The 23882-nt window shown below is 57.6% G+C and carries 17 protein-coding genes and 3 pseudogenes; 3 read left to right on the top strand and 17 right to left on the bottom strand.

What is annotated here, in order from left to right:
- The first annotated feature begins 48 nt into the window (after window positions 1-48).
- Window positions 49-1380, top strand: a complete 1332-nt coding sequence (locus BAA01_00100; GenBank protein OUM88717.1) for a hypothetical protein — start codon at window positions 49-51, stop codon at window positions 1378-1380.
- Between the two features lie 440 nt (window positions 1381-1820).
- Window positions 1821-2357 (top strand): hypothetical protein, encoded by a 537-nt coding sequence (locus tag BAA01_00095; protein ID OUM88714.1) that lies wholly within the window; start codon window positions 1821-1823, stop codon window positions 2355-2357.
- Window positions 2358-2525: 168 nt separating this feature from the next.
- On the opposite strand, the gene BAA01_00090 is transcribed toward BAA01_00095, so the two are convergent.
- From BAA01_00090 to BAA01_00080, 3 genes are all read right to left on the bottom strand, one after another.
- A complete protein-coding gene (locus BAA01_00090; GenBank protein OUM88713.1) occupies window positions 2526-2753 on the bottom strand; it encodes a hypothetical protein in 228 nt (75 codons plus the stop codon).
- Between the two features lie 9 nt (window positions 2754-2762).
- A complete protein-coding gene (locus BAA01_00085; GenBank protein OUM88712.1) occupies window positions 2763-3764 on the bottom strand; it encodes a hypothetical protein in 1002 nt (333 codons plus the stop codon).
- Window positions 3765-4697: 933 nt separating this feature from the next.
- Window positions 4698-5924 carry a transposase gene (locus BAA01_00080; GenBank protein ID OUM88711.1) on the bottom strand — a complete coding sequence of 409 codons (1227 nt, stop codon included), beginning with the start codon at window positions 5922-5924 and terminating at the stop codon, window positions 4698-4700.
- Window positions 5925-6020: 96 nt separating this feature from the next.
- Here BAA01_00080 and BAA01_00075 point away from each other — a divergent pair, with 96 nt between their 5' ends.
- Window positions 6021-7235 carry a transposase gene (locus BAA01_00075; protein ID OUM88716.1) on the top strand — a complete coding sequence of 405 codons (1215 nt, stop codon included), beginning with the start codon at window positions 6021-6023 and terminating at the stop codon, window positions 7233-7235.
- 478 nt (window positions 7236-7713) lie between these two features.
- Here the strand turns inward: BAA01_00075 and BAA01_00070 are convergent.
- The 14 genes and pseudogenes from BAA01_00070 to BAA01_00005 form a co-directional block, all read right to left on the bottom strand.
- Window positions 7714-8838 (bottom strand): annotated as a pseudogene (locus tag BAA01_00070) (glycosyl hydrolase).
- A gap of 87 nt (window positions 8839-8925) precedes the next feature.
- Entirely contained in the window at window positions 8926-9888 is a 963-nt protein-coding gene (locus BAA01_00065) for a hypothetical protein (GenBank protein ID OUM88710.1), read from the bottom strand.
- Window positions 9889-9939: 51 nt separating this feature from the next.
- A complete protein-coding gene (locus tag BAA01_00060) occupies window positions 9940-11301 on the bottom strand; it encodes a UDP-N-acetyl-D-glucosamine dehydrogenase (protein ID OUM88709.1) in 1362 nt (453 codons plus the stop codon).
- Window positions 11302-11395: 94 nt separating this feature from the next.
- The gene (locus BAA01_00055; protein OUM88708.1) at window positions 11396-13312 is read right to left on the bottom strand and encodes a hypothetical protein; all 1917 of its coding nucleotides are present in this window, start codon (window positions 13310-13312) and stop codon (window positions 11396-11398) included.
- Window positions 13313-13688: 376 nt separating this feature from the next.
- Window positions 13689-14855, bottom strand: coding sequence for a glycosyl transferase family 1 (locus tag BAA01_00050; GenBank protein ID OUM88707.1), 1167 nt, complete (start codon window positions 14853-14855; stop codon window positions 13689-13691).
- Complete coding sequence (locus BAA01_00045; GenBank protein ID OUM88706.1) at window positions 14852-16114, bottom strand: hypothetical protein; 1263 nt, start codon at window positions 16112-16114, stop codon at window positions 14852-14854. Before BAA01_00045 ends, BAA01_00050 begins: the two co-directional genes overlap by 4 nt.
- Before the next feature lie 21 nt (window positions 16115-16135).
- Window positions 16136-17242 carry a glycosyl transferase gene (locus BAA01_00040; protein ID OUM88705.1) on the bottom strand — a complete coding sequence of 369 codons (1107 nt, stop codon included), beginning with the start codon at window positions 17240-17242 and terminating at the stop codon, window positions 16136-16138.
- Window positions 17232-18671 carry a polysaccharide biosynthesis protein gene (locus tag BAA01_00035; protein ID OUM88704.1) on the bottom strand — a complete coding sequence of 480 codons (1440 nt, stop codon included), beginning with the start codon at window positions 18669-18671 and terminating at the stop codon, window positions 17232-17234. The genes BAA01_00040 and BAA01_00035 overlap by 11 nt, the downstream gene beginning before the upstream one ends.
- On the bottom strand, window positions 18655-19620 hold the full coding sequence (locus tag BAA01_00030; GenBank protein OUM88715.1) for an epimerase: 966 nt from the start codon (window positions 19618-19620) through the stop codon (window positions 18655-18657). Before BAA01_00030 ends, BAA01_00035 begins: the two co-directional genes overlap by 17 nt.
- Before the next feature lie 8 nt (window positions 19621-19628).
- Window positions 19629-21041: pseudogene (locus BAA01_00025) on the bottom strand (UDP-glucose 6-dehydrogenase).
- A 690-nt stretch (window positions 21042-21731) separates the two neighbouring features.
- Window positions 21732-22211, bottom strand: a complete 480-nt coding sequence (locus tag BAA01_00020; protein OUM88703.1) for a hypothetical protein — start codon at window positions 22209-22211, stop codon at window positions 21732-21734.
- Between the two features lie 481 nt (window positions 22212-22692).
- Window positions 22693-22992 carry a hypothetical protein gene (locus BAA01_00015; protein ID OUM88702.1) on the bottom strand — a complete coding sequence of 100 codons (300 nt, stop codon included), beginning with the start codon at window positions 22990-22992 and terminating at the stop codon, window positions 22693-22695.
- A gap of 48 nt (window positions 22993-23040) precedes the next feature.
- Entirely contained in the window at window positions 23041-23649 is a 609-nt protein-coding gene (locus BAA01_00010) for a hypothetical protein (protein OUM88701.1), read from the bottom strand.
- A gap of 44 nt (window positions 23650-23693) precedes the next feature.
- Window positions 23694-23882: pseudogene (locus BAA01_00005) on the bottom strand (hypothetical protein).

Below are 23882 nucleotides of genomic sequence, written 5' to 3'. Positions count from 1 at the left end.
GCGGCCGCCACGTCTGGAACGGCTGCCTCGTCAGCGGCTGCCGCTGGCGTGCCGTATCCGCGCTGCTGCGACTCGCCGTCGGAAGCTGTCGAGACCGCCCTCGCACGAATCCAAGCTCATCCTGACGCGAACGTGTTCACCGCCGTTTTCGCCGAACAGGCCAGGGAGGAGGCCAAGGCCCTCGAAGGGCAGGTGGGTCAAGGGGCAGCAAGTCGCGTTGGCCGGGACGAGCTGCCACTGTGGGGTACTGCCGTCAGCATCAAGGACCTGATGCGCATCAAAGGCTACCGGATGACCGGTGGTACCAAGGCCATAACTTTCCCCGTCGCCGCTGAGGACGCCGTCATCGTCCAGCGCCTGCGGCGGGCGGGAGCCGTCATCATCGGCGCCACCAACCTGCACGAGCTGGCGTTTGGCACGACGGGGGTCAACCCCCACTTCGGCACTCCCGCCAACCCCGCTGCACCTGGCCACCTGCCGGGCGGGTCCAGCAGCGGGAGCGCCGCGTCGGTCGGTTTCGGCATGGCCACCTTTTCTATCGGCACCGACACCGGCGGCTCCATCCGCATTCCCGCCGCCTGCTGCGGTATCGTCGGCTTCAAGCCGTCTTTTGGGCTCTTGCCGACCGAGGGCGTGTTCCCGCTCGGCTTTTCGTTAGACCATGTGGGCCCCCTGACGCGCACCGTGACGGAAGCGGCCGTCTTGATGGACGTTCTGGCGGGTCAGCCGGGACGCTACACGAGCGGGATTGAACAAGTGATGCTTAAGGGTCTACGCATCGGCGTGCCCCGGAACTACTTCACGTTGGCCCAGCCTGAGGTGCGGAAAGCTTACGAAGACACCTTGGATGCCGCCCGGGTTGCCGGCGCCGAGTTGGTATCCGTCTCGCTCCCGCTGCTCGAGATGGCGCCTGCTGCTTACCTCTGCACGTCCGGGGTGGAGGCTGTCGCCATTCATTATCACACCCTCGTCCGAAACGGCGACAAGCTAGGCCGGGACGTGCGCATCCGCCTTTCAGCGAACGTTTTTATCCCGGCGTATGCCCGGATCAGGGCGCAGCAGCTGCGAACACTCTTGTTTCAGCAGCTCAGTGAGGTGTTCCGAACCGTCGACGTCCTCGCCGTTCCGACACTCCCGATTGTCCCGCCGCCGGTAGGTCAAAACACCGTCCAGCTTGGGGACGTCAAGGCGGCGACCACACTCGCTCTTCTCCGTAACACAAGTCCCTTCAATTTAACGGGATTGCCGGCGATTAGCCTTCCCGTCGCCGGCGATGCTGACGGTGCACCCGTGGGATTGCAGCTGGTTGGCCCCTATGGTGGGGACGCGCAAGTCCTTGGTGCGGCCCGGGCCGTGGAGCGGGAGCTATTCCACGTCTGAACCGGTGATTTGCCGTCACGTACGCACCAGTTCCCACGTTTTGTAGGACACGGGAAGCGCACCGAGCGGCCCGACGCCCGTCCGGTGGCGGTTCGCTGGATTCTACTTAGGGAGCTTGCGGACGCGCGCTGCTGAAAGTCGGCGTTCGTCTCGCGCCTTTCCTCAGCAGGAGGTTCCCAATCTTTTCCTTTATGGGACGGACGAGACGGAACAAGCCCTAATAGGAAGCGCCTGGTGAAGTCCCGTGTCGAGCAAGAGCGGGGCTCACGACGCGGCCGAACCGACAGATGAAGGGGTAGGGATCGTAATCAGCGTGTCACCGGACTGGAGTGCTGAGGGCGGACGGCGACCGTCTTGGCTCTATGAGTCCATCTTCCCCTCACCGACGCAGCGTCGCCTGCGCGAGGACGACAAGCGGCTTCATGAGAGGGGTGCACCGCATGGGGTACGTCGTTGAGCTGTACTTCGACCGTGACGCCGAAGAACGCATCTTGCGGTTGTGGGATGTGTACAACGAGTGCAACATCACGTCGCTGCTGCCGTCTATAGGCTCACGGCCGCATATCAGCCTTGCGGTATTCAACGACGTCGCACCCGACATCCTGACCGAGGTGGTTGCGGCCTTTGCGCAACAGACGGGGCCGTTAGAGGCCGGGCTTGCAGCGGTGGCCAGCTTTCCGGGCCCAGAGGGCGTCCTGTTTCTGGTGCCGACCGTTTCCCGAAAACTCGTCGAACTCCATGAGCACTTCCACCGCAGGCTCGAGGCAGCCGGGCTACAGGCGCATCCGTATTATCGGCCCGAGCGCTGGGTACCGCACTGCACCATCGCCAGCGACTTGACCGGTGATCAGATGAAAACCGCGTTTGAGCTGGCCCGTGAGAGCCAGGTCTTCGGTTCAGCAAAGCTCATCTCGATAGGGATTGTCCGCTTTCGACCCGTGGTGCACCTGGCCAGCTATCCGCTCTCCGGCAGTTGACGGAAGCCCGGGTACTGCCTCTCGCTACGGAGGGAGGGGCGCCAGGGCGAAAGGGACGTCCAGGGCGGGCGTGGGCGCAGCGTGTGCCGATTGCTGTGGGGGTGACCTCGGCCGAGGATTGGCCTATGTCTGTCGCATGGAACCGGAATCGGAGCGGGCCAGGACGGCTTACGACACCGATTCCTCCCTCACACCGTCTGGATCGGGCCCGGGCTGGGCGTCGGCGGCCAGGGCGGCGCTGATGATCGGATCCTCTGTGAACTGGGCCAGCGTGAGGTCAAAGTGCCGACGGAGGGCTTCCCTGGCGGCTGCGGCTCGATGCAGCGAAACGGTGGAAAACGTCAGGACCAGCACCGTAAAGAGACCCATCCCGCACAAGAGCTGGACAAAAGACACTAGGCGCGCTCAGGGCCCCTCTGGGTAGACGTAACGGTCGTCGCTAAACAAGAGCGTTCGCACGCTTAGATGCAAGAAATCCAGGAAGGTATCGTGGCCAGGAGCGACGACCAGTTGGCCAGGGTCGATGGCGTGCAGTCCCTGGTACGCGACCGCGAACATCACCGACATTCCAGCGGTGACGAGCACCAAAAGTAGCACGAAGACGTGAACCGTCAGTGGAGTGACCAAGTGCGATCCGGTGAGGGTGTCGGCCGCTCGCGCAAACTTTTCGACCAGCCGCCGCACCGTCTCGTATTCGCGGGCCACCCTGGCTGGATCCTTGGCGGCGACGGCAGCCGCAATCTGTTGTTTCCGCAGTTCTCCCGAAAGCGTCAGGACCGTGTCCCACACCGATTTGATGCCATCCAGCGCCGCCAGCGGGTCAAAGGTCCAGTTGTACATCCACAAGACGGAGAGGGCAGCGATGATGGGCAGCCCCCCAAGGCAGAGCGCTCGGACAACCCCCGGCGCCAGCGGCAACTTGAGGATCGCGAAGGTCACAGCCGCACCCAGACAGGCCGGGTAGAACAGCCCTCTCGGTTTTCGCAACAACGTATTGACGAACCGCCCGAGTGCCGCGGCGAGCGACACGGATCTGCCCAAGACGCGCTCGACGACCAGGATACTCCAACCCAGGGCCATCACGGGGACGTAGAGGGGAAACGTGAGTACGGCTGCGAGAAACGAATTCGCGGGCCCAGAGCCGTGTTGCTGGCGCAGGAGCGCGGCCACCAAGCCAGCCAGCAACAATGACGCACCGCTCGTCCAGAGGCTCGCGTGGATCGCCGTCGCGAGCTCGGATTTGGACACGACGGCGTCGAGGCCCGTGACCGCCGGCAGCCACGCACGCAAGGGCCGCCAAATGCCAAGCCCCAGGAGCCATGCAAGGACCTGACTGACTACCGCCGGTGCCCCGGAGAGGCCGAACCTCGAGTCAATTACCGCGCGTCTTTCTACAGTGTCGGCCATGGATGAACCGACCGTCCTTGCTGGAAAATGATGAGCGAGGCAAAGGTTCGCGCTCCGGCACCGTACACCGAAGGGCGTGGGCCGAACCGGGACGTACGCGTGGAAACCTGCTTCGCTTTGAGCACGCGGGTTCGGCAGATGCTATCTCCTTCCCTTCAGAGGACATGCCCCCGCTCCTGCACGGCACTTTATGGCGCTACGTCGATAGCGAGTCTTCTTCGGGAAGGAAGCAGACGACGATCAACTGTCCAACTCGGAAAATGGTCCCCCGTTCCAACGCGCCGTTTTGTCTTCAAGGTGGTGGAAGATCTAGGCCACACCTTCGCACTCTGCGGTCTTCCCGTTGCCTGAGAGAGTTCGTTTGAAGCTCTCTGGTCAGCGCTTTGCCTCGCCTCCCTGACGAGGTGCCTATCGGTCAGCTAGCCTCTCGAACCACCGGTGGACCCTCCCTCTTTTGAGTGTTGGGCGTCATGTTGTGCACGATCAATTAGTTCTATTACATGTTGAGCGAGATTCAGTAATGCAATAGAATGTGAAGCGAGGCTGAAAATTCCTGTGTGGCGTAAGGTCGAGCCTGATTAGGCCGTTGTTTCGGCGCACCTGTCACTGACGGATTGGGTTTTTTCGAGCGTTTTAATAAACCTAGAAGGCGATGGTGGAATGTGTCTGGGTTTATGACTGAGCGCCCCACCATCGGTGGGCAGATTCGGCGGTCAGAAGGGCGGCCAGGGGAGCTAGTTCGCGGGATGAGATCGGCGCCGGGTTTGCGCATTACAACAGTGTGCGTCCTGCTCGAAGTCTCTGTTCACCAGGATGTTTGAGGAGAGGGAAATGCGACTCGCGTCTATAGAGATTAAAGGATTCCGCTGCTTCGATGAATCAGGTCAGACTAGTGACTTCGACGATTTCACCTGTTTTATCGGTCCCAACGCGTCAGGTAAGACCGCTGCAATCGGCGTCGAGAACCAGGGCTGCCTCAGTCTCAGACCGCGTCACGGCCAGCTTGGCCATCGACTGCATGCTCAGATACCGCCGCTGCACCCGCCACTCGTCCTCCTGCTCCTGCAGGACGGCGCCGATCAGCCGTAGGGCTGCCGCTGCGTTGGGAAAGATGCCGACCACATCGACACGCCGGCCAATCTCCCGCATCAGGCGCTCCAGCGGGTTCGTGGAGTGGATCTTCTGCCAGTGCTCCCTTGGAAACGCCATGTAGGCGAGAACATCCTCAGCCGCCTCGCTCAGCAGAGCAGCTGCCCGGGGGTAGCGGTGTCCCAGGCTGGCTACCACCCGGCCGAGTTGCTCCCGGGCCGCCTCGATGTCAGGCTGGGCGAAAACCGTCCGGACCAGCGCCGCCACCATGGACTGGGCCTGCTTGGGGACATAACCCAGCAGGTTGCGCATGAAGTGTACCCGACACCGCTGCCAGGCCGCCCCTTGCAGCACCTCTGCGATGGCCTGTCTCAGGCCCTCGTGGGCATCGGAAATCACCAGGCGCACGCCCCTCAGCCCTCGCCGCACCAGGCTTCGGAGGAAGGTCACCCAGAACTCATACGTTTCAGCCGGCCCGAGGTCGAACCCCAGGACCTCCCGGTCCCCTGTGGTGCGGACCCCCACAGCCACGACGGCCGCCATGTTCACCACCCGGTCGTTCTCCCGGGTCTTGACCGCCTTGGCATCCAGCCACACGTAGGGGTACTCCCCGTCCAGGGGGCGGTTGCGGAACTGGGCCATCTTCTCGTCCAGCTCCTGGCAGATGCGGGAGACCTCACTCTTGCTGACGCCTTCCAGGCCCAGGGCCTGCACCAGGTCGTCCATCTTCCGGGTGCTGACGCCGTGGCCGTAAGCCTCCTGGATGACGGACAGCAGGGCCCGTTCGGCCCGCCGGCGTGGCTCCAGGAAGCAGGGGAGGTAGCCCCCCTGCCGCAGCCGCGGGATTCGCAGCGCAATGGTGCCGACCCGGGTGTCCCAGTTCCGGAGGCGGTACCCGTTACGGTAGTTGGTGCGCTCGGAGGTACGTTCATAGCGTCCGGCGCCGACCTTCTGCGTGACTTCGAGTTCCATCAGCGCTTCAGCTAGGAGCTGAAGCCCTTCCCGGAGCATGTCCTGGTCGGGCTGGTACTTGCGCAACAGCTCCATCAGCGCGAACTTGAGATCGGTCATCGGCGTCGCGACCCCCTTCAGGTGGTTGGTTGTGCTTCTACTCGAAGGGAACGCGCCGGTGACCTTTTCTGTCAACCACCGCCCGGACTCCACGGGATTTTACACCCTACCTGGGACACTAACCAGCTTTTTCGTGGAGACGAGGGTATGGCTAAGCTGTTGGAGAGTGTCGTAAACCAGGTACTCCACGCACAAGTGACCGAGCAGTTGAAGGCGGCGCCCTTTGAGCGTTCGGAAGAGCGCTTGGGATACCGCAATGGCTACCGCGCTCGGGAAATGAAGACCCGAGTCGGGACGTTGGAGTTGCGGGTGCCGCGGGTTCGCAGCGTCTCGTTCTCGACGGAGCTGTTCGAACGGTATCAACGCAGTGAGCAGGCGCTCCTTCTGGCAATGATGGAGATGGTGATCAACGGGGTATCGACCCGGAAGGTGCGTCGTATCACCGAAGAGTTGTGTGGGACAAGCTTCTCCAAGTCGACGGTGTCCGAGTTGTGCAAAGCCCTGGACCCCATCGTCAGGGAATGGAACGAGCGTTCGCTGGAGGCGGTAGCGTACCCGTTTGTGATCGTGGATGCCCTGCAACTCAAGATCCGCAAAGGCGGGCGCGTGATCCCCCAGAGCGCCGTATTGGCCGTAGGGGTGAATGCCGAGGGCTACCGAGAGGTCTTGGGGCTGATGATCGGCGACAGCGAGTCGGAGGCGAGCTGGTCGGAGTTTTTCACATGGCTGAAGCAGCGGGGGCTGACAGGGGTCGACCTGGTGGTATCCGACCACCACGGCGGGTTGGTGAATGCGATTCGAAGGCACTTTCAAGGAGCCTCGTGGCAGCGCTGTCAAGTCCACTTGATGCGCAACGTGCTTGACGCCGCTCCGGCGCACTGCCAGCATTCGCGGAAGGCAAAGATCCGGCTGATGTTCAATGCCCCGGACATGGAGACCGCCCGCCGTTTACTGGACGATATCCTCTCGGAGTATGGCTCGCGAGCGCCCAAAGCGGTGGCCTGTCTTGAAGCCGGTTTTGAGGATGCGATGGCTGTAATGGCGCTCCCGGAGTGCTACCGCCGCAGGTTGCGCAGTACCAACGGGCTTGAGCGACTCAACCGGGAGGTTCGCCGGCGTGAGCGAGTGATCGGGATCTTCCCCAATGTGGCGTCGGCGCTGCGGTTGCTCGGCGCCCTCTTGATGGAGCAAGACGAGGAATGGACCACTGGACGGTGCTATCTCCGGATGGACGAGTACTGGCAGTGGAAGAAGGCCAAAGACGAAGCAAGCGGGGAAAAGACTACGTCCGAGGGAGATCAGGCTGCGTAGAACCGGCTCACCGACCAGGAGGAGAATTTACACCACATTTCGGACGTGGCCACCGTCTGTTGTACTGGCGCGATCCTCGTCGTGTGCAGGACGTCCATAGTTCGCCTCTCCTACGACAACGTGCTCGATCAGAACCGTCCGTCCGTTTACCAAGGCATTCGATGACAATTACCCCATTTTTCGTTCCAAGACCTTCACAATGCGAGTGTAATTTTACCTCCAACCCTGCCAACCTTCCGAAAAGAGCGCGGAAGAAAAGCTTGACCTATATCGTCTTCGCGCCACACTTGGGCAATGGTGGACAGGGAATTTTCTTTTGTTAGCAGCATGGCCGACATCGACAAGCAAAGATTCCCACCAAACGTAACAACGCTGCCAATGACCGACCTAGCTAGGCTACAAGCCCTTAATCCAAAGACGCTCTAGAATTCAAGCAGTCGCAAGAACGTGGACCACCGTTGGCAACAGGCTTTACGTTTCACTCATCGTCCTTGGGCATAATAAACTCCATCAGCCGTGCGTTCACTTTGCGCACGTCAAACCGTTCTTCCGCCAACCTACGGCTTTCTTTGCCCATCGTTTCAATCAAAGCAGGCTCTTTGATAAACCGCTCCATCGCCGCAACCAACGCCTCGACGTCACGAGGCGGTACGAGAAATCCGTTGACGCCGTGCTCGACCGTCTCCCGACATCCCGGCGCGTCGGTGGTGATGACAGGACGCCCCATGGCCATCGCCTCTTGTGTGCTGCGAGGCACGCCTTCGCGGTAAGACGGGAGTACGTATACGCTCATTTGCTCAAACCACGGCTTAACGTTCACATGGCCAGGCCACTCCAACAATCCTTAATCGACCCAAGAGTGTACTTCGGCAGCAGATATGCCGCCGGGATTCGTATCCAGCCCACCCAGGAGAATGAATCGCACCTCGGGATAACGCGCTTTGATCGTTCTTGCCGCTTCGACATACTCGAGAATTCCCTTTTCGCGCAGCAGCCTGGCGGCGAGCAAAAACGTCACCGGTTTGGTGACAGGAGGACTGAGAGGCCATTCTTGCAGGTCGACACCCGTCCCGCCTGCGTTGACGGCTTTGTCTTGGGAGACGACGCCCGCGTCCGTGAATTCCTTTAAGTCGTCCGGATTTTGAAAGATGACGCGATCGACTTTGGCCAGCGCGAACGTATAGAGTTTCAATACCGTCGTCCGCAAGAGCGTTCGTGACCACGACGAGGAGGCACCCGATGGCGTAAAAACGTACCCTAGGCCGGTGATCATCGCAACACGCCTTGGCACTCGGGCGAGCCAAGCCGCAATCGTGCCGTAAATCACCGGCTTAATCGTGTAACCCAAGGTCACATCGGGTCGCAGACGGCGCAAAAGCACGGCCAGCCGAAAAGTGTCCAGGATATCCCGGAAAGGGTTCATGCCCGTGCGGCTCAAAGAGTAATCGATCGGCTCCGCGCCCAGATTTCGAACCTGCTCCCGCAGGTTGTCATCGAAATCGGGCGCCAAGGCGTACACCTTGGCGCCGGTCGCGACCAAGTCTCTGATTAAAGGACCTCGAAAACCTATTAGCGAAGGGGCAAAGTGCGATATGATAGCAATCGTCTTTGCCAACGAATTCCCACCCTCGATTCGACGTCTCGCTAAGACTTTTTCGTTAAACCCTCTGCCGCTTTCTGTAAATCGTTCTCACGATACGCGGCGGGCTTGAAACCACGCCACCGTTTTCTCCAAGCCTTCCCTCAACCCCACGGAGGGCTCATACCCGATGAGCGTGCGAGCCAAAGTAATATCGGCCTGCGAATCCCGCACGTCACCGGGCCGAGGCGCCACGTAGGAAGGCGTCACGTCCGTCCCCATGATTTCCTGAAGGTGGCGAAGCAGTTCGTTAATGCTGTAGCGACGTCCACACCCGATGTTCATCGCTTTCCCTGGCAAGTCGGGATGATCTGCCGTGGCTGCCAAGATGTTTGCCTGCACCACGTTGTCGATAAAGGTGAAGTCACGGGTCTGTTCCCCATCGCCAAAGATGGTGGGCGCCTTCCCCTCGGCCAGCGCGGATACAAAACGGGGGATAACCGCTGCGTATTGCGAATTCGGATCCTGCCTCGGTCCAAACACGTTGAAGTAGCGCAATATGACGGTTTCCAGACCGTACACCCGCGCGAAAACCGCGCAGTATAGCTCTCCTACATATTTAGACACCGCATACGGCGAGAGCGGGTTAGGTGTCATCGTCTCAACTTTCGGCAGTACGGCTGTATCGCCGTAGACGGACGACGAACTGGCGTATACAAAACGTTTCACGCCTTGGTCCCTCGCCGCCAAAAGCGCGCTGAGAGTGCCGTTTACATTGTGATCGTGCGTCGTCCACGGATCGTCCACCGACCGGGGCACGCTCCCCAGCGCGGCTTGGTGGAAAACGACACTGGCTCCGGCAAATACGTCGCGCAACGTGTCTTGATCCCGCACGTCTCCTTCAACGAAGGTAAAACCGGTTCGTCCGTGCAAGTCTTCTAGGTTTTCTTTGCGGCCGGTCGACAAATTGTCTAGTGCGACCACGTCCCAGCCTTGATCCAACAAGGCCCTTACGAGATTGGACCCGATAAACCCGGCCGCTCCCGTGACAACACATCGTTTGCTATCTTTCATCGGTTGTCTCGCTCCTTGACCGTTTACGCTCACACCAAGGCGATTCGTCACCTACGCGTTCGCAACCTGCGATACTGTCTCTGCGCGCAACGGTGTGCCCAACCGATACACGTGGGGCTTGTCCACGTTTCGGAACGCGTTGCGAGTGTCGAAAACCAAGCGCGCGTTATCTGCGATCCATTCATAGTCAAACTGATCGTGGTCTGTCGTCAGCACGACGCAGTCAAAGCTGCGCAGGGCATCTTCGTCGAGCTTGTCCAGCATCTCCAAGTCGCCCGCTTCCTTGGGCAGCTTGTCGACGAAAGGATCAAAACCTCGCACCGTCGCGCCGCGAGCCTTTAACATGTTGGCGATCTCGATGGCCGGGGATTCCCGCGTGTCGCCCACGTTTTTCTTGTAAGCGATCCCAAGCAGCAAAACTTTGGAACGGCTAAGCGCCAAGCCCTGCATGTTGAGCAACTCCGCCACGCGGTTCACGACGTGCTGCGGCATGCCCGAGTTGATCTCGTCGGCCAGTTCGATAAAGCGATTGTAAAAGTCGTACGTTTTGCCCTTCCATGCGAGATACATCGGATCCACGGGAATGCAATGCCCTCCGATGCCAGGCCCTGGATAAAACGGCATGTAGCCAAAAGGTTTGGTTGCCGCCGCGTCGATGACTTCCCAAATGTCTACACCCATCCGTTCCGCCAGCAGAGCCAGTTCATTGACCAGGCCAATGTTGACGGCGCGAAACGTATTTTCCAGCAGTTTGGCCATCTCCGCGACCCGAGCTGAGCTGACCGGATGAACTTTTTCCAGTACTTGTTGGTAAAACGTGACACCCAACTTCGTGGACAATTCGGAGACGCCTCCGACCACTTTCGGAATGTTACGCGTCTGAAACAGAGCGTTGCCCGGATCGACCCGTTCCGGTGAGTAACAAGCGAAAAAGTCTTGGTCCAGAGTCAGTCCAACAGACTCCAGCTCGGCCACGACCAATTCATCTGTCGTGCCCGGATACGTCGTGCTTTCCAACACGATCAATGCAGGCGGACAAATATGCTGCTTAATGCTGTCCACTGCCGAAACGATGTAGGAAATATCTGGATCTTTCGTTTTTCGCAAGGGCGTCGGCACGCAGATGACAATGACATCGCAGCGGCCCAACTCCGCGAAATCGTCCGTGGCCCGATACTTTCCACCGGCAATGGCCTTGGCGATGTCGTCGTCGCTCACGTCGGTAATGTACGAACGGCCCGCATTAAGCTGTGCCACCCGTTCCGCACTCACATCGAACCCGATGGTATTAAATCCGGCGCGAGATACTTCTAAGGCCAAAGGCAAACCGACGTAGCCTTGTCCTAGCACGCCGACCGTTGCGGATCTTGCGACGAGTTTTTGATGCATTATTATCCTTATTTCCTCGGGCATAGTCTCGCCTCCAGATACACAGTGTACGTAGTCAACGAGGTCAACGAGCTAAACGCCTCTAGTTTAATAACGATCGTGTCAGTTGTAATAACTCTTATCCACTACCTGTATGATATTCTTGCAACCACGCTTGAAACATGAGAACGTTCCACAGATGAAAGTGCCAATCCCGTTTCCCCGACAGATGCTCCTGCCAAAGACGCCGAATAGGCTCAGGCCTAAAAAACCCCTCACGGCGTAGTCTTCGTTCATCCAGAAGAGATTCAGCCCAATCCTTAAGAGGTTCTCTCAGCCATTTTGCCAACGGACCTCCAAAGCCCGTCTTAGGCCTGTCCATCAGTGTGCGTGGAACGTATCGATACAGTACCTCGCGCAAAAGACGCTTTCCTTCCCCGTTCCAAAGGTGCATCGATAACGGGAGCTTCCAAGCATATTCGATCACCTCGTTGTCCAACAGAGGTGAACAAACTGTGATTCCTTGCTCCGCTGCCGCTCGGCCTACTTTTACTAGGATGTCGTAAGGGAGATAATTGACAGTATCTAAGTACATCATGCGATCAACGAAATTCTCGATTTCGCTCGACCAATCCGACTCAGTTACCACCATAACGGGGTCCCCGGCTCCAAGGACAACCGACTCAGGATTCCGCCAGTGTGAAATAAGACGCATGTACATATCCTCGGGCGAAACTGCATCGAGTACGGTCGCGAGCTTGTGCAATTTCTGACCAGGGTTGCTAACCCGATATCTTCTCGGCAACAACCTCGAGCCGAAGTGAAAGACACGCTCCCAAACATCAGACGGCAGACTCAGCAAGATTCGAGCAACGAGCAAACGCACATTTTGGGGATATCTCTTCAATCTGTTCCAAATGCGCGGTCCCCAGACATACCGGTTGTAGCCAGCAAAGACCTCATCTCCGCCGTCACCCGTTAGGACCACGTTCACGCTTCCTGCGGCCAGTTGGGAAACTAACAAGGTGGGAATTTGCGATGAGTCCGCGAAGGGTTCGTCGTACACTAACGGCAACTTTGGCACGACTGCCATCGCGTCACGACCAGATACATACAACTCGCTGTGTTCCGTTCCTAGATAGGCTGCAATTTCCTTGGCGTGAGCCGCTTCGTTATAGCTATCTTCGTAGAAGCCAATGGTGAATGTCTTGACGGATTTCGACGAGACAGACTGTGCTAGAGCAGCTACTGTCGTTGAATCAACTCCACCGGACAAAAAAACTCCAATGGGTTCTTGCTGCACACGTTTGCGGATAGCGCTTAAGATAAGTTGTTCGGTCCTGTTCACCGCCTGTTCAAAACTCAAGTCTCCAATATCTTGTCGACCAGATTCAACGACTTCGCGCATCGACCAGTAAGGAACTGGAGCTGGTCGGTCATACGGTGTTTCAGGACGAACCTGCAACATTGTCCCCGGCGGAAGCTTATAAATCCCTTCGTAAATCGTATACGGGGCCGGAATGTAACTTTGACGTAAAAGAAGCGCCAGTCCAGAGCGATTAATGTGTAACCTAAGGTTCGGATGTCGGCGAAGAATACTTAATTTCGTCGCGAACACCAGTGTGTCGCCAATCCAAGAATAATACAGCGTTTTTTTCCCCAAACGATCGATGGCTAGGTAAAGAATCTCCTCGCGTTTATCCCATATCGCCATTGAAAAAGAACCATCAAGTGTGCGCAGCGCGGAAACGATGTCGTCTCTTTTTAACCCTTCATTCAACACTTGTGCGATCAGGTAGTTGTTTGAGAGTTTTCCGATCCGTTCACTCACACCCGACCATTCGTCGCTCAAACAACGACCTATCCATCCCAATACCCAACCTTCGTCAGAATGAAGAAAACCATCACTCAGATGACTTGTTCCCAGAGAAAGTCCGATCACTACATGATTGTTTTTAACCATCCTTCCGGGTTCCACAAAGCGCGTGACCCAAGTAAAGTGTTCACTATTGCGAATGTCGATTAGCTGCGGTCGAAAAAAACCAACAAGATTCATATGATTATCTCCCCATCCAAAAGAACCGCACTCGATCCAGGTATTGTAATCGCCCGGTTTTGCGAACATCTCCCCCACACATTTGCTTCACGAGAGTACACCAACAGAGGGAGCCCAAAGTAAGCCATCGCCAATCGTACACACGGATATGATAAGACGGATCAACAAGCAATAATAATACTACACAGCGACTGAGCAGGCACCCGTGTCGTCTACAGGTTTCATCAACAGACCCTCACTGGCCCAAGAAGGCCGTCCACCACCCGCTTCCGAGGTCCGCATGGTACATTTGAAGTTGCCCCTGTTCCCACCAAAATAAGCGAAAGCCGCAGGCTGCGCATCAAAGCGTGTTACACTGTTTGATATGAAAACCACCCTAACCGTTTCGAGGAGCTTTTACGGAAGTCGTGCGAGTGGATTCAGCCGCTTTCACCCACACTTTTCGATAACCGCTTATCATCGCATCCAGGGTAAAGTGCGTCGCTATCCGCTCGCGACACGCCAATTTTCTTGCCTGCCAACTATCTTCATTCTGCCGCTGCGTCAGCGCAGCGACGAGCGCTTCCGCCAAAGCGCGGCTATCCCTGGGAGGGACCACCCATCCCGTTTCCCCAACAATGAACGCGGCATCCCCGACGTCTGTGGTCACACACGGCGTTCCGCAAGCCATGGCTTCAGCCAGCACGTTGGGGAATGCCTCACCAGCACTGGATAATACATGCACATCAAGAGTGTTCATGATCGCGGGAATGTCATCTCGCGGTCCTAGAAGGTACACGTACTCATCTAAGCCTGCCTCGGCAATACGCTTCGTCAAATCCTCATTGGTGTTATCCATTCCCGTGCCTACAAGGACGCAACGGAATTTAACGCCTTGCTGTTTGAGCAAACCAAGTGCCGCAAGCAAGTTGGCGTGGTCTTTTTGTGGATTAAAACGCGCTACCATACCTATTAGTGGCGTCTGAGCATCGACACCCCACTCGGCCCGCAAGCGTTCGCGCGCCTCTGTATCGGGCGAAAAGCGCTCCAGATCGTAACCATTAGGAACAACAACAAACTTCCGCGCGGCGTAGCCCAGCGCTTGGTGCACTCTCGCCGCCTCATGCGAGCAGCTGACAATGGCAGTGGGTATCCAATGCGAAAGCCCGGCGCAAGTACGCGCTACCATAATCGTGGTGCGGGGTGTCAAACCGAGCTCCAGTGTAGTTTGGCGTATGCCCCAGCAGACCGTCGATACTCCGGCAAGACGCGCAACAACTCCCCCGACAAGATCCGCGTGGTACATCCACGTTTGAACCACGTCCGGACGCACGGACCGCAGTAGGCGCCATAAACGGAAAAGCGCCCCAATAGTCACCTTCCTGCGGGGCATCCCAAGAGTGTAAACCTCCACCCCCGCCGCCCGCAAGAGCGGGCCGTACTTGCCCTCATCCATTAAAGAGATAACCACATGACGGTTTTCCGTGTCGCTCGTACACAACCGATACAGCACCGCTTCGGCCCCGCCATCGTTGAGGCCGGTAATGACATGGCAAATTTTCATGTTGCCCTCACGTCCCGACCCGCAATTACTGAAGCAGCCACCATAGCGTTTCTTCTAATCACACCCGGTGTTCGAACGCGAATTTTCGGAATAAAGGGCGCCACGCACGCAAGCAATGCAACTACCAACTTAGCTCGGTGGCGTATACCTGTCCCGAAATTGCCAACGCCAAAACTAAACACAAAAAGCACAGCGATAACGATTATCATAACTCGCAATGCTGTCTTATTGGATACAACGACAGACCACTTTCTCCACAACGTGAGGGCTACCACCAAATAGATCGCGCCATCAATCAAACCAATCAGATGTTGCGGGGCTCTTATGTCCCAGGGAAACGGCGCAAACAGGAAATACGCGAGTCTTATCGGGGTTTTCCAAAGCAGCTCCGTAGTTGACGTAGGCACCGCAAAAGATGGATAAGCCGCACCATCTCTTGCTGCAATGGCCATCATTCTCAACAGGTTTTGCGCATCGAGCAATCGCTCAAACGTTCCTAACTTGGGAAGGGAAACTGCACCTGACACAAAAACGACAAACGGCAACACACTTACGAAAAGCCAAAATAAAGCGACTGCCGAAACGCGAGATTTGCTAAAGCCTTTCAACAGCCTGTGCAACGCCTCTATTGCTACAAGGGCACAGAACGCCATAGCCGCGACAGCCATACCGCCATGAAATAGCGTAGCGCCCGAGAAACCTAACACCGCTAATACCATCGGTCCGGTGCGACCTGTTTTATGCCAGCGCGCGACACCTATCAGACCGAGCACAAAAAAGAACCAAATGTAAGCCTCTCGCATGATGATAGCAGAATAGAGCAGTAATGTCGGAATGAACGTCATTGCCCACGCGGCCTTTTTCGCCGCGCGCCTTCCCCATAGTTCCCGCGCAAGGTACCAACCAGCGGCCACGGTAGCAGTTCCAAAGAGAACACTCAATGATTGCGCCAAAAGCGGACTCCGTCCAGTAAACCTGTAAAACAACGCAATAAGCCAACTGATAAAATAACTATAATTGCCCACAAATTGGAGGCCTAATGGCTCACGAGACCACTCCCACGCCACACGCTCGAAGTTCACAGCATCAGCACTGCTATCCGGCAGAGGGAAGATGTAATAATGAATCAAGGCCAACGCTGCACGCACCAAAAACGCCACTAATAAAACATGCCGAATGTCGGCCCACCGCATCGCACACACAAGCGTGATGATGAAAATTGCTACCAAAGCAGTTATACCGAGCCAACTCTCAATCACAGGTCAATAACCCCGCTATTTTTAAACTCCAAGTACGTTTATATACTTTTCAACCGCTAACTCTACGGCAAAGTCCTTCGCTCGATTCGCTACATCCGGGTGATGTTCCTCATCCAATGTCTCTATAATCGCCTCCGCAAGGGCGTAAACATCACCCACAGGCACCAAGCGTCCCCAGCGACCATTCTCTAAAATCTCAGCAGGCCCACTGGGACAGTCGGTAGAAACAACCGGCGTGCCGAGGGCCATAGCTTCAACCAGAACGTTTCCAAAACCTTCCCACTTCGACGAAAGCACAAAGACCCCTGCCCGCTTCATGTACTTAAACGGGTTGTTCACAAACCCAGGAAGGGCCACGTCTTTCTCCAAACCCAGTTCCTGAACGAGAGTTTCCAGTTTAGATCGTTCCTCTCCTTCTCCCAGGATCATCAAACGAGCAGGGTGCTTCTTTCGTACCAAGGCAAAAGCACGGATGAGGGTTGGAAAATCTTTCTGTTCGGTCAAACGTCCTACTCCCAAAATCACCGGAGGTGCTCCAGGAGCAAACCAAGGGTGATCGAAGGGCTCGTCGGCCTTGACAAAAAGCGCCTGGGTAACCACAGGGTTGTATATAACTCGAATTTTCTCTCGAGAAAGACGAACAACATTCACCAGATCCTTGGCCACGCCTTCGGAGACAGCCACCACTGCCTCGGCTCGCGGATAAAAAAGTCCCATCCCCCGAAGAATCCACCTAGAACGTTTGTTGCGGTCTCGAGCAGTGGCTTGGCTGACGGTGTTATGTACGCTTACCACCACCCTTACAGGTACTCGGGCTAGGCTGCGGGCCCAGAGAGCAACCAAATTGGCGTGGTCTAGAGCAGAAAGCAAAGCCACGGGCCTCTCCCGCCGCAGGTAACGCACCAGGCCCGGTAGGGAAAAAAGCACACGACGAGCCTTCAAGTCTATGAGGCGCACTGACGGATGCTTCTCAGCGAGGTAGGGGCCTTCGGCCTTGGCTAAAATCAAATCCACGTTCAGCCCTCGCTCGGCAAACTCGCCGGCAAGATTCAGCATAATTCGTTCCGCTCCCCCGCCTCGCAAAGAAGGAACGAAAAGCGCGACGCGTTTTCGCCGTTCACGATTCATGCCTGTGCCTCCGAAACATCCCAAGTAATTTAATCAATTTAAATCGCAGACCACCTGCATCAAGGAGCAGTAGCGATGCTCCGTAAACGAAAGTAGCTCCTACCCCAGCACCTACCCATGCAAGCGTCGTCCCGGCAATTCGCCCGGCCAGAAGAATTGGAATCATGGCTGCGGTAGCGATAGTCAACTTAGCCACGCTTCTCCACTCGATTGGGATAAAGAATATCTTTCGCCCTAGATTGGCGCTCAACAAAAGCGCAACTGCATAAGCGACCATCGTCGACCAAGCGGCCCCTAGTGGCCCGTATCTCGGTATCCACCAACAATTAAGAAGGAGGTTGATCGCAGCGGCGCCACCCATAACCCACACCTGTCCGACGGTTCGCTGACCGAGCTGAAAGGCCAAGTCAAAATGATAAGCTCGAATGCCTGACAACAACGCAGCCACAGCCACTAACGGGATAAGCTGCGAAGCTTCCTTTTGAAACTCCGTGCCAAGCAAAATAGCTGCAATATTTGGTGCCAGCGTAATCAGACCCAAGGTGCCCGGAAAGGCCACACCAAACAACAACTCGGCGTTTTTCAACAGTTGTTTCCTCGCAGCCTCTTCCCCTTTACTTTCCAATGCTCGTGCCGCTAGAGGATACGCGGCCACGTTGACCACCATCATCAACAACGTGAGCGACTGTTGAACAAGATTATAAGACGCTGAATAAACACCAGCCGCTCCCTCGCCCAAGAACCATGCGATGAGAAAGCGATCAGAGCTGCTGACCACAAACGACAAAGCAAACGTTGCGGTAAGAGGCAATCCGTAGCCGACCAACGTCTTCATGAAGCCAGATGACCATTTTGGGATTATTCCCTGCCACTCCGACCGGCCATAAAGAAAAGACGCAATAAGGAAACCGACGAGCAGACCGAACAGCGGACCTTCCGCTCCAAGCCCCCAGAAAACCGCGGCGACACCCAGAACGAGAGCGCTGACTGCCTTGATCCCGCTCATCATCCCATAGCGTTCTGGACGGAGTCGGCTACGGGCCATTTCGAGATTGAGTTCGAACCAAGCTTGCGCCCACAACAGTGGAATGGCCACCAAGAGCAAACCTCGCAAACTGGGATCGGGCCAAACCGCTGCAGCCAGAACTCCCAAGACTCCAGTCAAAAAAGCGACACTCACAAACCCTGCTAGAACACTAGAAAGCAGGTCCTTAGGGTCGGAGAGATAAGCGGGAAGAAACCGCAGCAACGAGAGCCTGAGCCACTGAAAAAATATTACGTCGAACAGTCCAACTCCAGCGACCACTAGAGCATAGCGCCCATACTCCTCTGGGCTGAGCATCCGAGTGTAAATAGCGATTGCAAAAAAGTTCACAAGCCCCGGCACACCCCGAGCTAACAAGTACAGTGCACTATACCTTAGCAGCATACGTCAACAGCCACCCTACGAAGCGTTCGACACCTTCCTCAAACGGGGTACGGGGTCTGAAATCGAGCACCTTCTGCGCTTTGTCCAAACTGGCCCAAGTGCGCGGTACGTCTCCCGGCTGTGGTGGAAGGAACTGTAATCGCGCCTCCTTCCCCAAAGCTCTTTCAAGAATACGAACCATCTCCAAGAGACCAACCGTTTGGTTGTTTCCCAAGTTGACAATTTCGTAGGGACTGCCCGTATAACTCATAGCTCTACGCACGCCTTCAACTACATCATCCACGTAAGAATAGTCCCGCTGCGTGGAGCCGTCGCCATAAATGGGAATCGGTTCACCACGCAGCATGAGACGAGCGAATTTGTGAATGGCCAGATCCGGTCGCTGTCTCGGCCCGTAAACGGTAAAAAATCGCAGCGCGATGAAGCGGATCCCGTACAGATGGCTGTAGACGTGGCCCAGAAGCTCTCCACTCACCTTCGTGCTCGCATACGGACTGATGGGCAGCAACACGTGATCGTCTTCCCGCCACGGAACGTTCGGATTCACTCCGTAGACGCTGGAGGAAGACGCGAAGACGAACTGGGAAATGCCCCGTTCCCGGGCGAACTCCAGCATGTTCTGCGTGCCGGTGACGTTCACTTCTTGGTACGTCACGGGATCTTGTATGGACGGACGCACACCGGCCTTTGCGGCCAAATGAACAATGACGTCGTACTCATCGGTCAACGCCTGACGCAACCCCGACAAGTCGCGGATATCCAGCCTATACAGCGTATAACGCTCGTTTTTCAAATGCTCCGCGACGTTGCGTTCCTTGATGGCCGGATCATAAAACGGATCGAAGTTGTCGATGACGGTGACCCGCCAACCTTCCCCCAGCAAGCGGTCGACGAGATGGCTGCCGATAAACCCGGCGCCCCCGGTCACCAGCGCGTGGCGTCGCCCCACTTCGCTGCTCACGCGCCCATCACCGCCGACGCCGGGCGCCGCTCCGCCTCCACATGGCTCACGGGTCGGCCGATGCCCAAGTACGTGAACCCCGCTTTGCGAGCTTCTTCGGGATCATACACGTTGCGACCGTCGACGAGCACCGGCAAACGCATGGACGCAGCAAGCTTCGCCAAGTCCAGTGCTCGATAAATATCCCATTCCGTCGCGAGTACAATGCCGTCGCAACCTTGCGCCAGCTCATACGGGTCATCGACAAATTCGACCTCGATATCGGCCAGTACCCTCCGCGCATTTTCCACGGCGACAGGATCGTGAGCCTTCACATGAGCACCGCGCTCTGCGAGCAAACGAATAATTTCGATGGCGGCCGATTCGCGAATGTCGTCGGTGCCCGGCTTAAAGGCAAGCCCCAAAACCCCGATGGTGCGCCCCCTCAGCACTTTCAGCGCTTCCTGCAGCTTTTCCACCGCGATGCGCCGCTGTTGCGCGTTCACTTCACGGGCCGCCTGCGTGATCGGCATGGCATACCCGTATTCGCCCGCAAGAGCGAGTAGCGCGGCGGTGTCCTTCGGAAAACACGACCCGCCCCATCCCAAGCCTGCGCCGAGAAACCGCGGCCCGATGCGGGAGTCCAAGCCCACACCCCGCATAACTTCCACCACGTCGGCTCCCACCCGCTCGCACAGACCAGCGATCTCGTTGGCAAAGCTGATCTTCGTCGCCAAGAAGGCGTTGGAGGCATACTTGATCATCTCCGCACTTGTCGGATCCGTCTTCACAAGGGGCGGCTTTTTCCTATCTTCCGGCACAGGCAGGCAACGCGGTGGTATAAACGTTTGCTCGAGAATGGGCCGATACAGCTCCTCAATCGAGCGAAGCGCAACTTCGCTTTCCGTACCCACCACAATGCGGTCCGGATAGAAAGTGTCGTACAACGCAAAGCCTTCCCGGAGGAATTCAGGATTGGACGCGAAGTGAACGTCCGCGACTACATCCCGCTGTGCAAGCGTACGGGTCACGACATGAGTCACTCTGCGATTGGTGCCAATCGGAACGGTCGACTTCACGACCAGCGTATACGTGTGGCCGGACACCAGGCCCTGGGCTACTTCACGCGCCGCTTGCTCGACATAGCTAATGTCCGCCTCGCCGTTGGCCTTCGACGGTGTGCCGACAGCGATCATAATGATGTCCGCATCACGAACCGCTTCGCGAGTATTGTCAGTAAACCGCATCCGATGACGCACCTGGGACAGCAGTTCGTCCAAACCCTGCTCGTGAATCGGGCTCTTGCCTTCATTCAATAGCGCCAGTTTGCGCGGGTCCTAGTCCACGCAAACGACGTCGTGACCCAAGTACGCCGCCGCCACCCCCGTGTTCAGCCCGACGTAGCCCGTTCCGATGATCGTCAACCGCACTGAATCAGCACCCCCACACAAGAAACCGTGCGACGTAGAAGAACGTCGCAGTTTCATCATACACTCCCACTTTACGACAACTGCAAGAAGTCGACGGCGGCCGTCAAGTCATAGGCGAGGTTGACGGCCGCCGTCATTCCGATCAACCCACCGGGAGACAAATGCAACTTTGGTACGGGCGTGGTGCCCTTTACTAACTGTATCATAGCGCTCCTGTCGACATTGCTGATTCAGCCAACGTTGAGCTTCTCGGCGGGTTTGTCTGACAGACTTCGATTCCGGTACCGCCAGGATGTGCCGAAGATTACGGTTGTCGACTTTGAAGGGAACTGACGGCAGGGACAAGGTGGCCGAGACACGTTCGGCCACGTCCCCCAGGATTCTTGAGCAGACGCCATCGGTCAGTAAGCCGAATCGTTTTTGGAGGTCCTTCCTTGGCACCGTCCGCAAACGTCCCGGAACCATCTCGGCTTACCACCTCAAATGGAGGGATGGATTCGCCACCACTCGGCTAGGGCACCGGCCGAAGCTTCGGGTAGAAGCTCCGCAGGACGCCCTTCCTCCAAGTCGCACACGATGATTCCGTACCGGTATCCTTTGCACCACGCCCATTCGCCATGTCAGCGACGGTTTGAAATTGAACAGGCTCCGATAAATCGGTTCCTGCAGGGCCACCCGGCAACAGTACTGTCAGTTCGGTCCATCAGACTCGGGCTGCAAACGCGACTCCCAGGAAAACACCCTCGCGATCACGATCAACACTGCCGCAAGCGCGGCATACGTGACCGGCAACCCCACCGCGTCGCTCAGGACGTATCCAATGGAAGGTCCCAGCGCCGCCCCCACATCCTGCGCCGTCGCGTAACGGCTCAGCACCCTTGCGGGCACCGATTGTGCCGCTAGGTCCGCTGCCGCAGCGTCAAGGCTCACCGAGAAAACGACGGCCCCAGCGAAGAGGGCACATGCAGCGGCAAAGATGACTTCTGCACGGGTCGCAAAGGCGAGTACCACCAACATACTGGCCTGCAGCAACGCGCCACCGGCAATCGTCGTTCCCCGGCCCCACCTGTCGGCCCAGCGGCCACCTCGGGGGGCCAGCAGCAGCTCAACGATCCACCGGGCACCCAAGAGCCAACCTGAGAGGGTGGCGACCCCTACCATCGCGCCCAAGGCGTTCACTTCTTGTCCGAAACGCTACAGGAGCAAGAGCGACAGTGTACCCATGATGATGCCAAAGGTGACAAATCCTTGGGCGAACCCCGCGGCATACGTTAGAGCTAGGCGTCGGATGTTCTTGGATCCGGGGACAAGGGACTGTCTCCGACTCGCTTGACCGCCTCCTCTGGGTGCCTCTGTAGGCCCAACGATTGATGGGCCTGAGGGGAAACTCGCAGAGGCCTCGTCATAACCACCTGCCTGTCTGCCCACGTTATCCGTGTCCTGGTGGTCTTGCCGGCGCCGCGCTTTAAGAAAATCCCATCACGCCATCCCGGCGCCAAAAGCCGTCACCGAGCCAAACAAGACAACGGTGGAAGTAAAGCCGATGCGGTCCGTCAGATATCCGCCTAGGATCAGTGAAAAGATAGTGCCGATCCGGGCCACTGCCTGCGTGCGGCCCACCCACCGCCCCCGCTTGCTTTCGCAGGAATGGTCAAAATCCCCACAAGAGGGCGTAAGACAAGGTTGTCACCGTCGCCCCAACCATGGCCGCAAAGAAAGGACCTTCCCGGCCTCGGCGACTGTACACGGCGCCCGCCCAGCTGTTGGTGACAAGCAGGATGATACGGTTGGCGCTGAGCAGCACCCCCACCAGCGCCAGCGGGATCCCGAGACGCGGGGCTTGGCTGGGCAGGACGGCGTACAAGAGGGCGTCACCCAGCAAGGACACAGAAACGGCCGCCGCCACCAGCAGGGGTGACGGCGGCCGTCGATCGGCATACCGGCAGAGCATTGGCGAGGAATCCATAACCGCCTTAAGCTCCCCATCCTCCATCCTGTGTCACCGCTTTGCCTGACCCGCCGACCAGAACTCGATGAACAGTGCGGCCCAAACACCTACGAATGCGCCCACAAACCCGGCCAGCGCCATGTTCAGCAACTTTCGAGGAGCAACCGGGGCTTCGGGCAACACAGGATCTGCGACAATGGCCGGCACGATCAGATCCGCCGCCTGCCGCTGCAGCGCGAGCAGACTGTCCCGCTTGGCCCGTGCCTGGTCTACCATCGGCCTAAGGGTGTTGAATTCGCGCTCCAATCGAGCGCGCTCCGCACGGTACGCGATAAGAGCGCTCCGCAATTGGTCGATTTCCGCCGGCAGTTGTTCCAGCTGTTCCTGCAGACCTTCCGCGGCGCGCCGATTCGTGGCAAGGCGCGTCCTGGTGGCAACCAGGTCTTGGTTCAACTGCAAGTAGACCGGGTTGAGCATCGTTACGTCGGCGGCAGTCACACCCGCAGGGGAATCGCCCGACGGTACGACTACCCGCGGGCCGTTTTCCCCAAGCACCTCTGGTTGGTCGGCAAGAGCGCGCTCCAGCGCCTCAAGACGCGCTTCGTCAGCAGGAATTGTATTCTGCGTTAGGTCGCGCAGCCGAGCCTCTGCCTCGACCAAAGCTCCCTGCAACCTTGCTAGACGCGCCTCCAGGAAAGATAGGTTCACGTTCTGTCGAAGGTGTCCAGGGCTTCGCGCGCCGCTTCGTACACACTCTCCCACTCTTGTGGGGTTGACCCGATCTCGTGGACACCTACAGACTTGGGGTGTAGCCCCAACGAGGAGGGTGTCCCATGCCACCAACCCATCCCCCCTACCCACCGGAGTTTCGGGCCGAGGCAGTCCGGCTCGTG

Origin of the sequence: Bacillus thermozeamaize, from assembly GCA_002159075.1 — a bacterium.
GTDB lineage: Bacteria > Bacillota > Bacilli > ZCTH02-B2 > ZCTH02-B2 > Bacillus_BB > Bacillus_BB thermozeamaize.
Note: the sequence above shows the minus strand (reverse complement) of the source record. Positions and strands in the feature narration are given on the sequence as shown.

Coding starts and splice junctions, on each gene's coding strand:
- BAA01_00015 (OUM88702.1), bottom strand. CDS start 22,992: ATGCTCTGCCGGTATGCCGATCGACGGCCGCCGTCACCCCTGCTGGTG.
- BAA01_00065 (OUM88710.1), bottom strand. CDS start 9,888: ATGAAAGATAGCAAACGATGTGTTGTCACGGGAGCGGCCGGGTTTATC.
- BAA01_00085 (OUM88712.1), bottom strand. CDS start 3,764: ATGGCCGACACTGTAGAAAGACGCGCGGTAATTGACTCGAGGTTCGGC.
- BAA01_00095 (OUM88714.1), top strand. CDS start 1,821: ATGGGGTACGTCGTTGAGCTGTACTTCGACCGTGACGCCGAAGAACGC.
- BAA01_00055 (OUM88708.1), bottom strand. CDS start 13,312: ATGAATCTTGTTGGTTTTTTTCGACCGCAGCTAATCGACATTCGCAAT.
- BAA01_00035 (OUM88704.1), bottom strand. CDS start 18,671: ATGCTGCTAAGGTATAGTGCACTGTACTTGTTAGCTCGGGGTGTGCCG.
- BAA01_00080 (OUM88711.1), bottom strand. CDS start 5,924: ATGACCGATCTCAAGTTCGCGCTGATGGAGCTGTTGCGCAAGTACCAG.
- BAA01_00060 (OUM88709.1), bottom strand. CDS start 11,301: ATGCCCGAGGAAATAAGGATAATAATGCATCAAAAACTCGTCGCAAGA.
- BAA01_00050 (OUM88707.1), bottom strand. CDS start 14,855: ATGAAAATTTGCCATGTCATTACCGGCCTCAACGATGGCGGGGCCGAA.
- BAA01_00040 (OUM88705.1), bottom strand. CDS start 17,242: ATGAATCGTGAACGGCGAAAACGCGTCGCGCTTTTCGTTCCTTCTTTG.